Here is a 14,377-nt window from a genome sequence, read left to right as displayed (position 1 = left end):
CGCGGAAGCCGAACGCCAGCGCTACCGCAATCTTTTCGACGCCGTGCCCGATCCGGTCAGCATCATCGCCGAGGACGGGACGGTGATGGATCTCAATCGCGCCGGCATGCGCGCCTACCGCCGGCCGCGCGAGGAGATCGTCGGCAAGAACATCAACGTGCTCAACCCGGATCTGCCGCGCGATCACCTGATGCCGGTCTGGGAGACGCTCAACCGTGGTGACACCTATGTCATCGAGGTCACCAACATGCGCGGCGACGGTAGCCGCTTCCCGGTCGAAGTGCATTCGGCCAATATCAATTTCGACGGGCGCAAGAGCATCGTCGCGGTGGCACGCGACATCAGTACGCGGCGGGAAGCGGAGATGCGCTACCGCGAACTGATGGAAACCATCGACAAGGGCATCGTGGTGCAGGACCACGATCTGGGCCTGCAGTACTGCAACGGCGCGGCCATGCGCATCTTCGGCATCCGCGAGGACCAGCGCACGGCCGACGAGCTGGGCATCGAACACTGGCGCATCGTCGGGGCGGATGGTCGCGAGTTGCGCCGCGACGAACTGCCGGCGCAGCGCGCGCTGGATACCGGCCATGTCGTCGAGAGCGCGCTGCTGGGTATGTACCACCGCCAGCGCCGGCAGATGATCTGGTTGACGGTCACCTCGGTGCCGCAGTTCCTGCCCGGCGGCAACCGGCCGGCACAGGTGACTTCGCTGTTCAGCGACGTGACCGAGCTCAAGCGCGACAGCGCGCTGTTCGATCGCGCGCAGTCGCTGGCGCACATCGGCGGCTGGGAATGGGACATCGCCCGCGACCGCCTGTACCTGACCGAGGAAGCCATCCGCATCCTCGGTGCCGCCCTGCCCCCCGATACCCTTGATGCGCTGCTGGCCTGCCTGCGCGAGCCGGATCGGCGGCGCCTGCGTTGCATGGTGGAACGGGTCGCCACCGGTGGCGCCGGTTTCGATCTCGAGTTGCAGGGACGCCGCCACGACGGCCAGCCGTTCTGGATCCGGGTGATCGGCGACGCCGAGCCCGGCGACCCCGGCAACTCGCGGATCACCGGCACCCTGCAGGACATCTCCACCGACAAGCAGGCGGAAGAGACCCTGCGCATCCAGGCCCGCACCGATCCGCTCACCGGCCTGATGAACCGCGACGCGGTGCTGACCGAAATCGCCGAGCGCCTGGCCGATCCCGTCCATCCGCAGGCTTCGGTGCTGTACATCGATCTCGACCGCTTCAAGATGATCAACGACGTGCTGGGCCACAACGCCGGCGACGAGCTGCTGGTGCAGGCGGCCAACCGCATCCGCGACGCGGTGGGCGAGCACGGCATGATCGCGCGCTTCGGCGGCGACGAGTTCCTGGTGGTCTGCGATGCCGGCGGCGACCGTGCCCTGCCCGAGCGCCTCGCCGACGCCATCCTGCGGGCGTTCGCCGAAGCCTTCCGCTTCGACCAGGACGAATTTTCGATCACCGCCAGCATCGGCATCGCGCGTGCGCCCGACGATGGCCTGCGCCCGCAGCAATTGATCCAGAACGCCGACATCGCGATGTACGACAGCAAGCACCGCGCCCGCAACGGCTGGCAGGTGTTCTCGCCCGAACTGGCGCAGCGCCAGCAGGATCGCCTGCAGATCGAGACCCAGCTGCGGCGCGCGGTGGACAACCAGGAATTCCGGCTGGTCTACCAGCCGCAGGTGGATCTGCGCCAGGGCCGGATCGTCGCCGCCGAGGCGCTGATCCGCTGGCAGAACCACCAGCTCGGCGAACTGCGCCCGGACCTGTTCATCAGTCACGCCGAAACCACCGGCGACATCGTCAACATCGGCAGCTGGGTGCTGCGCGAGGCCTGCCGGCAGGTCGCCGAATGGCGCGATCAGGGCCTGGGCATCGTGCGGGTGGCGGTCAATGTCTCCTATCGCCAGTTCGTCGGCGAGGATCTGGCCGACAAGGTGCGCCGCCTGCTCGACGAGTTCCAGCTGCCGGGTTCGGCGCTGGAACTGGAGTTCACCGAACGCGTGCTGATTGAGGACGCGCCGTCCACCCTGCGCACCTTCGCCGGGCTCAAGGCGCTGGGCGTGGTGCTGACCATCGACGATTTCGGCGAAGGCTACAGCGCGCTCAATTACCTGCGCCGGCTGCCCATCCACGGGCTCAAGCTCAGCCAGCTGTTCACCGAGGGCGTGCCGAACAACCGTTCCGACGTGGCGGTCTGCCAGGCGGTTTCCGCGATCGCCCGCAGCCTGGGCCTGGGACTGGTCGCCGAGGGCGTGGAATCGGAGGCACAGCGCCAGTTCCTGCTGCAACTGGGCGTGCCGGTCGGCCAGGGCTTCCTGTTCGCCCCGGGCCTGTCGCCGGACGAGTTCGCCCGCCGCCTGGACCTGCCGTTGGACCGCGCCTCCAACGGCTGAGGGCGCACCGCTGCCGGGGCGACCGGTCATTCGCGTAAAATACGGGTCTTTCCGTCCCAGGTTTCCCGCATGCAAGTGTCCGCTACCCGCGCCGTCATCACCGGCGGCGTCTCCGGCCTCGGCTTCGCCGTGGCCCAGCATCTGGTCGCGCAGGGCGGCAAGGTCGCGCTGTTCGACGTCAACGACGACAAGGGCGCGGCCGCGGTCGCCGCGCTGGGCGAGGCCAATGCCCGCTACTTCCGCACCGACGTCACCGACGAGGCCGGTGTGGCCGCGAACATCGCCGCCGCCAGCGAATTCCTCGGCGGACTGAACACCGCCGTCAACTGCGCCGGCATCCTGGGCGCCGGTCGCGTGCTGGGCAAGGAAGCGCCGATGCCGCTGTCGACCTTCCAGACCACGGTGCTGGTCAACCTGGTGGGCAGTTTCAACGTGGCCAAGGCCGCCGCCAACCTGATGCAGCACAACGAAGCCGGCACCGACGGCGAACGCGGCGTGATCATCAACACCGCCAGCGTGGCCGCGTACGAAGGCCAGATCGGCCAGGCCGCCTACTCGGCCTCCAAGGGCGGCGTGGTCGGCATGACCCTGCCGATGGCGCGCGAGCTGTCGCGCTTCGGCATCCGGGTGATGACCATCGCTCCGGGCATCTTCTGGACCCCGATGGTCGATGGAATGCCCGAGGCCGTGCAGCAATCGCTCAGCGCATCGATCCCGTTCCCCTCGCGCCTGGGCAAGCCCGACGAATTCGCCAACCTGGTCGCCTACATCCTCGGCAACACCTATCTCAACGGCGAGACGATCCGCCTCGACGGCGCCGTCCGGCTGGCACCCAAGTAAGCCGGGATTGGGGATTCGGGATTGGAGATTCGCAGAAGCACTCCGCCGAAACCCATCCCGCTTTTCCCGAATCCCCAATCCCGAATTCCCAATCCCATGAAAGCATTCGACATCAAGAAAGGAAACGTCGTCGAGCACAACGGCGGCGTGTACCAGATCCGCGACATCGACCGCAGCTCGCCGCAGGGGCGTGGCGGCAACGTGCGCTTCCGCTTCACCATGTACAGCGTGCCGGGCGGCAACAAGCTGGACGCCAGCTTCGACGCCGACGACAACCTGACCGAAGTGGAACTGCTGCGCCGCCAGGCCACGTTCTCGTACAAGGACGGCGACGCCTTCGTGTTCCTCGACGACGAGGACTACACGCCGTACACGCTGGATGCGGACGTGCTGGGCGATGACGCCGGCTACATCACCGACGGCCTGGCCGGTTGCTACGTGCAGGTCATCGATGAACTGCCGGTGGCCCTGCAGTTGCCGCAGCACGTGGCCCTGGAAGTGGTGGAAACCCCGCCGGAACTGAAGGGCGGCACGGCCACCAAGCGTCCGAAGCCGGCCAAGTTGAGCACCGGCATCGAAATCATGGTGCCCGAGTACATCACCAACGGCGAACGCATCCTGGTCAACACCACCACCGGCGAATTCGGCGGCCGCGCCGACTGACGCCGCCCGCGGTTCCGGGGCGGGTCCGCGAGGGCCCGCCCTTTTTGTTTTTCATTCTTCAACCTGGAACGCGTCATGTCCGAGTCCCGCTTCCGTCTCGCCACCGCCGATGACATTGACACGCTTGTTCCGATCGTCCGCGAGTTCTACGCCGACGAGGACATTCCGTGGGACGAGGCGATGCTGCGCGATGCGCTCGACGCCCTGCTGCGCGATCCCGCCAACGGTCGCCTGCTGCTGATCGAACGCGGCGGCACGCTGGCCGGCTACATCGTGGTCGGCTTCTGCTTCAGCCTGGAGTTCGGCGGGCGCTACGGCTTGCTGGACGAGTTGTACGTCCTGCCCACCCAGCGCGGCGGCGGCCTGGGCAAGCTGGCCCTGGCCGAGGTGGAAGCGCTGTGCCGGCGCGAAGGCCTGCGCGCGGTACGGCTGGAAGTCAGCGACGACAACGAGCACGCCCACGGCATCTACCAGCGCAGTGGCTACGACGCGCATCCGCGCCGGCTGATGACCCGCTGGCTGGACGAGAACGCCTGAGATCAGTTCAGCTGCAGTCCGCCGGCCTGGCGATGCAGTTCGCGCAGGTGCGCGCCCAGCCATGCGATGTTGGCATCGACGGCCTCGCGATCGCGGGCCTGGGCCGGACTGAGCAGCGACCGGGCCTGCTGGTCCAGTTGCCGCTCCAGTTCGCGCAGGCGTTCGCGCCGGGCCGCGCTGCCGGCCTGGAGCGCTGTCCGTTCCTCCGCCTGCGGCAAGCCATAGCCGGCGCCTTCGAGCAGATCCGCGGGGCGGCTCATCCAGGCGGTTTCCCGCAGCAATGTCCGCAAGGTCCCGGCCGCCGCGCCCAGCTCATCGCCACCTGATTGCAGGTAGCGGCGCTTGAACGCCTCGCGGAACCGCGATTTCTGCTGCCGTCGCGCCGCCTGTTCGAGCACCAGCAACGCGGCGGCCGCCTTCAGATCGGCACGTTCCAGCCACGGACGCCGCTGTTGCGGGGACGTGGCCAGCCACTCCTCGACTTCGCGTTGCGGCAGGTCCGTCCGCGCGCGGGCGACCTCGAACAGGCCCTGGAAACGCTCGCGCAGTGAATCGAAGCGGTAACCCTCGCGCAGCGCCCGCGCCGGATCCGCCAGCACCGTCCCGTCGGCGATGCCGGCGCGTTGCAGTCGCCGCCCCAGCCCGGTCGGGGTGATGCCGCCCAGATCCGCCTCGCCAAGCCGGGGCGCGCCGTCGCGCAGCAGCTTGTAGGTTTCCACCGCGCAATTGTTGCCGAGGAAGAAGTAGTGGCCGTCATAGCTCCAGTGAAGCTGCGCGGCACGCTCGACCAGCGTCGCGATTTCCGAGCGCTCCAGCCGCAGCGGCACGGATTGCAGGCCGCGCAGCTCGATCTTGGTGTACTCGTCGATCACCTGATCCAGCGGCAGCACGAACAGGCGCGAGGGATAGCGGCCGGTCAGCCCACGCCAGCTGGAAATCTGCAGATCGCCCACGAAGGCGCGGAACGACAGCACCCGGTGGTGTTCCAGGTCCAGCCGGCAATCCGGGCCGCGCGGCCGCCCTGGCGCGCAGATCACCAGCCGCAGCATGCTGTGCCCCCAGCGGCTCATCATCGCGTCGTTGCCTTCGGCCAGCAGGTAATCCACCTGGTAGATCCGTTCCGGATCCAGCGTGCCCAGCCGTCCGCCGGTCGCCGACGCCGCATCCGCACCTGCGCCCACGTCGCCCGCATCGACGTAGGCGAATCCATCCGCGCACGCCGCACTCGCGACCGCGGGTGCTCCCCAGCGCTGCGTGAAGTAGCGGTACTGCGCCGGTCTTCGGCAGGCGTAGTCGGCATCCAGCAGGAAATGCTCCAGGTTCACCGCGACATATTCGCGGGGACTGTGCAATTCGTAAGGATCCGGGCTGCGTTCGCGGAAATCGTTGCCGCGCCGGCGCCCCATCAACCGGGTCAGGCCCGGCGTTGCGCGGATCTGCCAGCCGGCCAGATCCAGCAGGCGCGGATCCCGCGACATCGCGCCGCTCGCGGAGCGATCGAGAAAATGTCCCAGTTCGTGCAGCAGCGCGGCCAGCGCCGGACGTCCGTCGCCCTCGCCCACTGCGGGCGAGGCCATGAGCCCAGCCAGCAGGTTCCGGTTGAGCAGCAGGCGATTATCGGTGGCGCGGCCATGCACCTGCGCGTCCAGGCGCGGGCTCCACTGCACGCGGATGTCACGATCCAGCGTCGCGCGCATCGCCGGTGTCAGTCGCGCGACCGCCTCGGCCAGCAGTCGTTCGCTGGCGGCGATTTCATCGGGTTGGAGACCGGCGGAATCCAGCCGCAGGCGCGGCGACGCCTGCGCGTGCCCGGCGACGCAGGCGAGCGCCGCCAGCAGGGCCAGGGCGCGGAAGCCCGCGCCGGCGCGGCGCGGGTTCCGGCCGCCCGGGTTCACAGCGCCAGGATGGCCTGCGCCAGGGCCATGTCGCTGGCCTCGCGCGCGTTCGTGTCGCGTTCGCGCAGGTGCCGCAGCGCGGCTTCCAGGCGCGCGCCGCGGATGCGGCCTTCGCTGGCCACGAAGCTGGCGGCGTCGTCGCGGGCCTGCAGCACCACCTTGTCGTCGCCGGAGGAACTGCCCGACGAGGCGGAGGAACCGGCCGAGGAGGCGCCGGCGGAGGAACCGGCGAAGCTGCCGGCGAAAGCGGGAATCGAAAGGACCAGCAGCGCGCTGGCGACAAGCAGGCGTTTCATGCGCGGAAAGACACTCGAATCAGGGGTTGGCAAAGACTACCGCAAATCTCCCGAATCGCCTGAATCCCTCCTTGTAGGAGCGACGTCAGTCGCGACCGTGCAAGGTCGGGGCAAGCGCGGTCGGCACTCAAGCGGGAAGGTTCCGGTCAAGGTCCATGTGGACCGACCCCGGCTTGGGGTGCCGGCCCGGGCGGCACGGTCGCGACTGACGTCGCTCCTACAAAAGCAGGTTCCGTCAGTCCGGGTCGAACAGCTTGCCGGGGTTCATCAGCCCGTTCGGATCCAGCACCCGCTTGATCCCGCGCATCACCGCGATTTCCGCGGCGCCGCGCGTGCTGTTCAGGTAGGGCTTCTTGACCAGGCCGATGCCGTGCTCGGCGGAAATGCTGCCGCCGTGCCGTTGCAGCGATGCCGCCAGCAGCTTGGTCACGTGTTCGCACTGGCGGACGAATTCGGCATCGTCCAGGCCATCGGGCTTGAGCACGTTGATGTGCAGGTTGCCGTCGCCGATGTGGCCGAACCAGACCACCTCGAAATCCGGGTAGGCGTCGCCCAGCAGCGCCTGGGTCTCGGCCAGGAACGCCGGCATCGCCGAAATCCGCACCGACACGTCGTTCTTGTACGGCTTGTAGCGCGCCAGCGCCTCGGTGATGCCCTCGCGCAGGCGCCACAGCTGGGCGGCCTGGGCGTCGCTCTGGCTGATCACCCCGTCGCTGACCCAGCCCTGCTCCAGGCAGGCTTCGAACGCGGCCATCGCCGCCGCTTCCTTCGCCTCGTCGCCGATCGCGAATTCGGTGACCACGTAATAGGGATGGACTTCCGCGAACGGCGGCTGCGCGCCGTGCGCCAGCACGTGCTCGAGCGCCCGATCGGTGAAGAACTCGAAGGCTTCCAGTTGCAGGCGCGCGCGGAACTCGGCGAACACCCGCATCAGCACCTCGAACGAGGGCAGCGCCAGCAGCATCACGTTGGTCGGCGGCGGCGGGTCGGTCAGCCGCAGGGTGGCCTCGACCACGAGGCCCAGGGTGCCCTCCGAGCCGATGACGAGCTGGCGCAAGTCGTAGCCGCTGGAGTTCTTGATCAGCCCGCGATTGAGATCCAGCAGTTCGCCGGTGCCGGTCACCAGCTTGAGGCCGGCGATCCATTCGCGGGTGTTGCCGTAACGGATGACCCGGATGCCGCCGGCGTTGGTGGCGATGTTGCCGCCGATCGAACAGGAACCGCGCGCGGCGAAATCGACCGGGTAGACCAGTCCGTGTTCGCGGGCAACGTTATGCACGGCCTCCAGCGCCATGCCCGGCTGCACCGTCAGGGTCCGATCGACCGCGTCGAAGGCCAGCACCTTGTTCATCCGCTCCAGGCTGAGCACCAGTTCGCCGTTGGCCGCCACCGCGCCGCCGGACAGGCCGGTGCGGCCGCCGGACGGCACCACCGCCACGCCGTTTTCGTTGGCCCAGCGCACGATGGCCTGCACTTCCTCCACCGTGGCCGGCAGCGCGATCGCCAGCGGCGCCGGCGTCCAGCGGCGGGTCCAGTCGCGGCCGTAATGTTCCAGCTCGGCGGCTTCGGTGGTCAGGCGCAACTCGGGCACGGCCTGCTGCAGCGCCTGCAAACGCGGATCGGTCATTGATTCGTACGGACGGACGGCATCGGGGGAACGCCAGCGTGCCAGCGATGCTGCGGCGCGTCCAGACGGCGCGCCGGTTGCAGCCGAAACCATTTGGGAACCAGCGTTCCGGGGCATGTGGCGATGCAGCAAAGGCGCGCCGCTTCTGGCATAGTGGAAAGCCCTTCCCCGCCACCTCGCGCCCGCCGCAATGTCGACCAAGAAGACCTCCTATCCGAAGCAGGACATCCGCGTGCTGTTGCTGGAGGGAGTGAGCCAGACCGCCGTGGAAACCTTCCGCGCCGCCGGATACACGCAGATCGATTTCCACGACAAGTCGCTGCCGGAGGACGAGCTCAAGCGGCGCATCGCCGAGGCCCACATCATCGGCATCCGTTCGCGCACCCACCTGACCGGGGACGTGCTGTCGCATGCGCGCCGGCTGATTGCGGTGGGCTGCTTCTGCATCGGCACCAACCAGGTGGATCTGGAAGCGGCCGAGCTGGCCGGCATCCCGGTGTTCAACGCGCCCTATTCCAATACCCGCAGCGTGGCCGAGCTGGTGATCGCGCAGGCGATCATGCTGATGCGCGGCATCCCGCAGAAGAACGCCGAATGCCACCGCGGCGGCTGGTCCAAGTCGGCCGCCGGCAGCCACGAGGCGCGCGGCAAGACGCTCGGCATCATCGGCTATGGCCATATCGGCACCCAGGTCGGCGTGCTGGCCGAGGCGATCGGCATGAACGTGATCTTCCACGACATCGAAACCAAGCTCTCGCTGGGCAACGCGCGCTCTGCCACCAGCCTGGACGATCTGCTTGCGCGCAGCGACGTGGTGACCCTGCACGTGCCGGAGACCGCCGCGACCCAGGGCATGTTCGGCGCCACGCAGATCGCGAAGATGAAACACGGCGCACACCTGATCAACGCCTCGCGCGGCACCGTGGTCGACATCGATGCGCTGACCGCGGCATTGAAGTCCGGCGCGGTCGGCGGCGCGGCGGTGGACGTCTTCCCGGTCGAACCCAAGGGCAATGCGGAGGCCTTTGAATCGCCGCTGCGCGGTATCGACAACGTGATCCTGACCCCGCACGTCGGCGGCAGCACGCTGGAAGCGCAGGACAATATCGGCGTGGAAGTGGCGGCCAAGCTGGTGCGCTACAGCGACAACGGATCGACCCTGTCGGCGGTCAACTTCCCCGAGGTCACGTTGCCCGGCCACGACGGCAGTCGCCGGATCCTGCACATCCACCGCAATGTGCCGGGCGTGCTGTCGCAGATCAACGAAATCTTCAGCAAGCACAACGTCAACATCGACGGCCAGTTCCTGCGCACCGATCCCAAGGTCGGCTACGTGGTGATCGACGTCACCGCGACCGAGGAGCAGAGCGCCGAGTTGAAGGATGCGCTGTCGGCGATTCCCGGCACCTTGCGGACACGCATCCTGTACTGAGTTCACCCCGCGGGCGGCCATTGGCCGCCCGCACCGTTTTGAAGCGGCCATTGGCCGCCCGTATCGTTCTCGTAGGAGATGGACCATGGCCCGCGCGGATACCGCATTCCTGTTCGATCTCGATGGCACGCTGGTGGACAGCGTCTACCAGCACGTGCTGGCCTGGAAGGAAGCCCTCGATCGCGAGGGCGTGGATCTGTCGGTGTGGCGGATTCATCGCAAGATCGGCATGAGCGGCGGCCTGTTCACCCACATCCTGCTGCGCGAGACCGGCCTGGACATCACCGAGGATCGGCTGGATCGCCTGCGCCGCTGGCACGCCGAGGCGTATTCGCGGCAGTCGGAACAGCGTGCCGTGCAGCCGCTGCCGGGGGCGCGCGAACTGCTGGCATTCCTGACCGAACAGGGCATCCCCTGGGGCATCGCCACCAGCGGCCGGATGGAGACCGCCGCGCACAACCTGCACGCACTGGGGGTGGATCCGGCGCAGGTGCCGGTGATCACCCGCGATCTGGTGCGCCATGCCAAACCGGATCCGGATCTGTTCATCGCCGCCGCCGATCGGCTGGGCGTGGACATCACCCGCTCGCTGGTGATCGGCGACAGCATCTGGGACATGCTGGCCGCCCAGCGCGCCCGCGCGCTTGGCGTGGGCCTGCTGTCCGGTGGCTACGGCCAGGAGGAACTGGAGCGCTCGGGCGCGTTCCGTGTCTACGAGGATCCGGCCGATCTGCTGCGGCATATCGACGAGGTGGTGGCGCGCAGCTGAGTGCGGGGCCTTCCGCCACCGATGTCTCCCGGCAAAACCATCGGCCGCGCGTCCAGGCCGCGACGCGCGGTTCAATCGTCAAAGGTCGATCAAGACCCAGCCTGCGCCTGGGCGGCGAGCCACTTGCGGGCCATCCGGCTTAGCGATTCGTCGGGCTCGTCGGCGATCGGCGCGATTTCGCGCCAGGCCAGGTCCAGCGATTCCTCGCTGACCACGTAGCGTTCGTCCGCGCCGGCGCGAATCACGTAGCGGACGTCGTAGTGCCAGTGTCCCGGCACGTCCTTGCGTTCCGGAATCCAGTGCCGGTCCAGATCGAAGATGGCGGTGTCGTCGAGCTGCAGGTCCGGCAAGCCGGATTCCTCCTCGGCTTCCTTCAGCGCGACCAGGCCCATGTCGGTGTCGCCGTCGGCATGGCCGCCCAGTTGCAGCCAGCGCGCCAGCTTGCGGTGGTGGGTCAGCAGGGTGCGCCGGCCGTCGGCGCTGACCAGCCAGGCGCCGCCGGTGAAATGCCCCTCCAGGCGTTCGCGCAGGAACGGATTGCGCGAATCCGCCAGCAGTTCGAGGAAGTCCTCCACGACCGCGGCCTCCTCGGGCCAGCGCGCCCGATAGACCTGCAATTGTTCCATCAACGGTGATTCAAACACGCGCCTGCCCTGTTCAGTTATGCGGAGAATGATGCTCGCCGCCATTATCCCTCCCCGTGCTGCATCCGCGCTTGTGATCCCCGGCTCGCTTTGGCAAGGTACGGCGCTTCCGTGCGGGTGACCCACACACCCGTGACCGCCAAATGACAGGCACCGGCCAAGACCGGTCGCCAACTCCGGGGAAGTCGCGAATGCTCAAATCTTTGTTCAGGGTCAAGCCGGTCGAACCGGCCGGCCATGTGGATGCCGGTGAACCCTTCGAAGGCAGCCTCGATGGCGAGGCCACCCTCAAACGGACCCTGACAGCGAAGCACCTGACCATGCTGGGCGTCGGTGCGGTCATCGGCGCGGGCATCTTCGTGCTCACCGGCCAGGCGGCGGCCAACCATGCCGGTCCGGCCATCATGCTGAGCTTCGTGCTGGCCGGTTTCGCCTGCGCCCTGGCCGGCCTGTGCTATGCCGAATTCGCCGCGCTGATGCCGGTGTCGGGCAGCGCCTATTCCTACTCCTATGCCACCCTGGGCGAATTCGTCGCCTGGTTCATCGGCTGGTGCCTGGTGCTGGAGTACCTGTTCGCCTCCTCCACCGTCGCGGTGGGCTGGTCGGGCTACCTGGTCAGCTTCATCACCACCACGCTGCACCTGCCTTTCCCGATGCAGCTCACCCAGGCGCCGATCGACTGGAACGGCACCGACTTCGTTTCCACCGGCAGCCTGTTCAACCTGCCGGCGATCCTGATCGTCGCCGCCATCAGCGGCCTGTGCTACGTCGGCATCACCCAGTCCGCGTTCGTCAATGCGATCGTGGTGGCGATCAAGGTCACCGTCATCTGCCTGTTCGTCGGGTTCGGCCTGCAGCACATCGATCCGGCCAACTGGACCCCGTTCATTCCGCCGAACGAAGGCCCGGGCAAGTTCGGCTTCGAGGGCGTGACCCGCGCCGCGGCGATCGTGTTCTTCGCCTACATCGGTTTCGACGCGGTCTCCACCGCCGCCGGCGAGGCCAAGAACCCGCAGCGCGACATGCCGATCGGCATTCTCGGCTCGCTGGCGATCTGCACGGTCATCTACATCGTGGTGTGCGCGGTGCTGACCGGCATGACCCACTACAGCCTGCTGGGCACGCCCAAGCCGGTGGCGACCGCGCTGGAAGCGTTCCCGGATCTGTCGTGGCTGAAGACCGCGGTGGAAATCGGCGCCATCGCCGGCCTGTCCTCGGTGATCCTGGTGATGCTGATGGCGCAGCCGCGCATCTTCTACAGCATGTCCAAGGACGGCCTGATGCCGAAGCTGTTCGGCAAGGTCCATCCCAAGTTCCGCACGCCCTACGTCGGCACGATCATCGTCGGCGTGCTCGCCGCCATCCTGGCCGGCCTGATGCCGCTCAACGTGCTGGGCGAGTTGGTGTCGATGGGCACCCTGCTGGCCTTTGCCACCGTCTGCATCGGCGTGCTGGTACTACGCTATACCCGCCCCGAACTGCCGCGCCCGTTCCGCGTGCCGCTGGCGAACATCATCTGCCCCGTGGGCGCGCTCGCCTGCCTGTATCTGTTCTGGCAGCCCTTCGTGGAGCACTGGCCGATCTTCGTCGGCTGGACCGTGTTCGGCCTGCTGATCTATTTCAGCTACGGCTACCACCACAGCAAACTGCGGCAGAAGGCCTGAGGGCCCGAACGGGCCGGCGCACGGCGCCGGCCTTTTTCATTGCATGCATCATGACGGTGGCCGGGATATCGCCCGTCCATACGTCTTGATGAAGAACGACGATTGGAAGTGGATTGATGTTCGGACAACTCTGGGCCACCAAGCACCCCCATGCCAGCCATAGCGACGCCGAAGGCCTGAGCCTGCGCCGCACCCTCGGACCGTGGGGCCTGACCGCGCTGGGCATCGGCGCGGTGATCGGCGGCGGCATCTTCGTCATCACCGGCCAGGCGGCGGCCAACCACGCCGGCCCGGCGATCATGCTGAGCTTCGTGCTGGCGGCGATTTGCTGCACCTTCTGCGCGCTGGCCTATGCCGAGTTCGCGGCGATGGTGCCGGTGTCCGGCAGCGCCTACACCTACACCTACGCCACCCTCGGCGAACTGGCGGCCTGGTTCATCGGCTGGATGCTGGTACTGGAATACGGCGTCTCGGCCTCGGCGGTCGCGGTCAGCTGGACCGGCTATTTCCTCAGCCTGCTGGAACACTTCGACATCCACCTGCCCGCGGCGCTGGTCAGCGCGCCGCTGGACGCCAAGCTGCAACCGACCGGCGCCATCGCCAACCTGCCCGCCGCCGCCATCGTGCTGCTGCTGACCTGGCTGTGCTACGTCGGCATCCGCAAGTCCTCGGCGATGAACATGGCGATGGTGCTGCTCAAGAGCGGCCTGATCGTGCTGGTCATCGTGGTTGGCTGGAAGTACGTGGATCCGGCCAACTGGCAGCCCTTCATCCCGGCCAATGAAGGCCCCGGCAAGTTCGGCTGGGAAGGCGTGCTGCGTGGCGCCTCGATGGTGTTCTTCGCCTACATCGGCTTCGAGGCGGTTTCGGTGGCGGCGCAGGAGTCGCATCGTCCGCAACGCGACATGCCGGTCGGCATGCTGCTGTCGCTGGCCATCTGCACGGTGCTGTACATCGCGATGGCCGCGGTCATGACCGGACTGGTGCCCTACACCCTGCTGGGCACCGACGAACCGGTGGTCACCGCGGTGGCCGCGCATCCGCAACTGGGCTGGCTGCGCGTGGTGGTGGAAATCGGCGCGCTGGTCGGCCTGTCCTCGGTGGTGCTGGTGATGATCATCGGCCAGCCGCGCATCTTCATGATCATGGCCCGCGACGGCCTGCTGCCGCCGGTGTTCACCAGGATCCATCCCGAGTACCGCACCCCACACATCAACACCGTCATCACCGGCATCGGCATCGCCCTGCTGGCGGCGCTGTTCCCGCTGGACGTGCTGGGCGAGCTGACCTCGATGGGTACGCTGATCGCCTTCGCCGCGGTCTGCCTGGGCGTGCTGATCCTGCGCCGGACCCAGCCCGACCTGCCGCGCCCGTTCCGGATTCCGGCCGCTTGGCTGATCTGCACCCTGGGCATCCTGTGCTGCCTGGCGCTGCTGTCGGCGATGACCGCGCACAACTGGTTCCTGATGGCGGTCTGGACGGCGGTCGGTTTCGCGATCTACTTCCTGTACGGTCACCGCCACAGCAAGCTGCGGCGCTGAACCACGCCACCGGGCCGCGCCTGCGGCCCGTCCTCGCGCCGTCCCGCCCAGCC

At 67.8% G+C, this 14,377-nt stretch carries 12 protein-coding genes; 8 read left to right on the top strand and 4 right to left on the bottom strand.

The genetic code is table 11. The features are described 5' to 3' along the window. From ACTJI2_RS01945 to ACTJI2_RS01930, 4 genes are all read left to right on the top strand, one after another. Window positions 1-2,416: sensor domain-containing protein (locus ACTJI2_RS01945; RefSeq protein WP_440840909.1), on the top strand; the 2,416-nt coding region annotated here is incomplete at its 5' end. Between the two features lie 69 nt (window positions 2,417-2,485). Further along, the gene (locus ACTJI2_RS01940) at window positions 2,486-3,256 is read left to right on the top strand and encodes an SDR family NAD(P)-dependent oxidoreductase (RefSeq protein ID WP_440840908.1); all 771 of its coding nucleotides are present in this window, start codon (window positions 2,486-2,488) and stop codon (window positions 3,254-3,256) included. A gap of 96 nt (window positions 3,257-3,352) precedes the next feature. Further along, window positions 3,353-3,919: an elongation factor P-like protein YeiP gene (yeiP, locus tag ACTJI2_RS01935; RefSeq protein ID WP_183637177.1), complete on the top strand. Its 567-nt coding sequence runs from the start codon at window positions 3,353-3,355 to the stop codon at window positions 3,917-3,919. 75 nt (window positions 3,920-3,994) lie between these two features. Then, a complete protein-coding gene (locus tag ACTJI2_RS01930; protein WP_440840907.1) occupies window positions 3,995-4,456 on the top strand; it encodes an N-acetyltransferase family protein in 462 nt (153 codons plus the stop codon). A gap of 2 nt (window positions 4,457-4,458) precedes the next feature. Here ACTJI2_RS01930 and ACTJI2_RS01925 read toward each other — a convergent pair whose 3' ends face one another. The 3 genes from ACTJI2_RS01925 to ACTJI2_RS01915 form a co-directional block, all read right to left on the bottom strand. Continuing rightward, window positions 4,459-6,351, bottom strand: coding sequence for a DUF7844 domain-containing protein (locus ACTJI2_RS01925; RefSeq protein ID WP_440840906.1), 1,893 nt, complete (start codon window positions 6,349-6,351; stop codon window positions 4,459-4,461). Next, a complete protein-coding gene (locus ACTJI2_RS01920) occupies window positions 6,348-6,647 on the bottom strand; it encodes a DUF2388 domain-containing protein (RefSeq protein WP_183637183.1) in 300 nt (99 codons plus the stop codon). Before ACTJI2_RS01920 ends, ACTJI2_RS01925 begins: the two co-directional genes overlap by 4 nt. A gap of 235 nt (window positions 6,648-6,882) precedes the next feature. Next, window positions 6,883-8,274 (bottom strand): FAD-binding oxidoreductase, encoded by a 1,392-nt coding sequence (locus ACTJI2_RS01915; protein ID WP_440840905.1) that lies wholly within the window; start codon window positions 8,272-8,274, stop codon window positions 6,883-6,885. Between the two features lie 190 nt (window positions 8,275-8,464). Between ACTJI2_RS01915 and serA the strand changes: the two genes are divergently transcribed. Beyond that, window positions 8,465-9,706, top strand: a complete 1,242-nt coding sequence (gene serA, locus ACTJI2_RS01910; RefSeq protein WP_183637189.1) for a phosphoglycerate dehydrogenase — start codon at window positions 8,465-8,467, stop codon at window positions 9,704-9,706. A gap of 85 nt (window positions 9,707-9,791) precedes the next feature. Beyond that, window positions 9,792-10,475, top strand: a complete 684-nt coding sequence (locus ACTJI2_RS01905) for an HAD family hydrolase (protein WP_192198935.1) — start codon at window positions 9,792-9,794, stop codon at window positions 10,473-10,475. Window positions 10,476-10,564: 89 nt separating this feature from the next. On the opposite strand, the gene ACTJI2_RS01900 is transcribed toward ACTJI2_RS01905, so the two are convergent. Next, the gene (locus ACTJI2_RS01900; RefSeq protein ID WP_440840963.1) at window positions 10,565-11,101 is read right to left on the bottom strand and encodes an NUDIX hydrolase; all 537 of its coding nucleotides are present in this window, start codon (window positions 11,099-11,101) and stop codon (window positions 10,565-10,567) included. A gap of 209 nt (window positions 11,102-11,310) precedes the next feature. Between ACTJI2_RS01900 and ACTJI2_RS01895 the strand changes: the two genes are divergently transcribed. Both ACTJI2_RS01895 and ACTJI2_RS01890 read left to right on the top strand, forming a co-directional pair. Continuing rightward, window positions 11,311-12,783, top strand: a complete 1,473-nt coding sequence (locus tag ACTJI2_RS01895) for an amino acid permease (protein ID WP_183637199.1) — start codon at window positions 11,311-11,313, stop codon at window positions 12,781-12,783. Window positions 12,784-12,899: 116 nt separating this feature from the next. Next, window positions 12,900-14,324 (top strand): amino acid permease, encoded by a 1,425-nt coding sequence (locus tag ACTJI2_RS01890; protein ID WP_192198933.1) that lies wholly within the window; start codon window positions 12,900-12,902, stop codon window positions 14,322-14,324. Window positions 14,325-14,377: the final 53 nt, after the last annotated feature.

Source organism: Pseudoxanthomonas sp. 22568 (genome assembly GCF_052044485.1).
GTDB classification, from domain to species: domain Bacteria; phylum Pseudomonadota; class Gammaproteobacteria; order Xanthomonadales; family Xanthomonadaceae; genus Pseudoxanthomonas_A; species Pseudoxanthomonas_A beigongshangi.
This window is presented reverse-complemented; position numbering and strand designations above follow the sequence as displayed.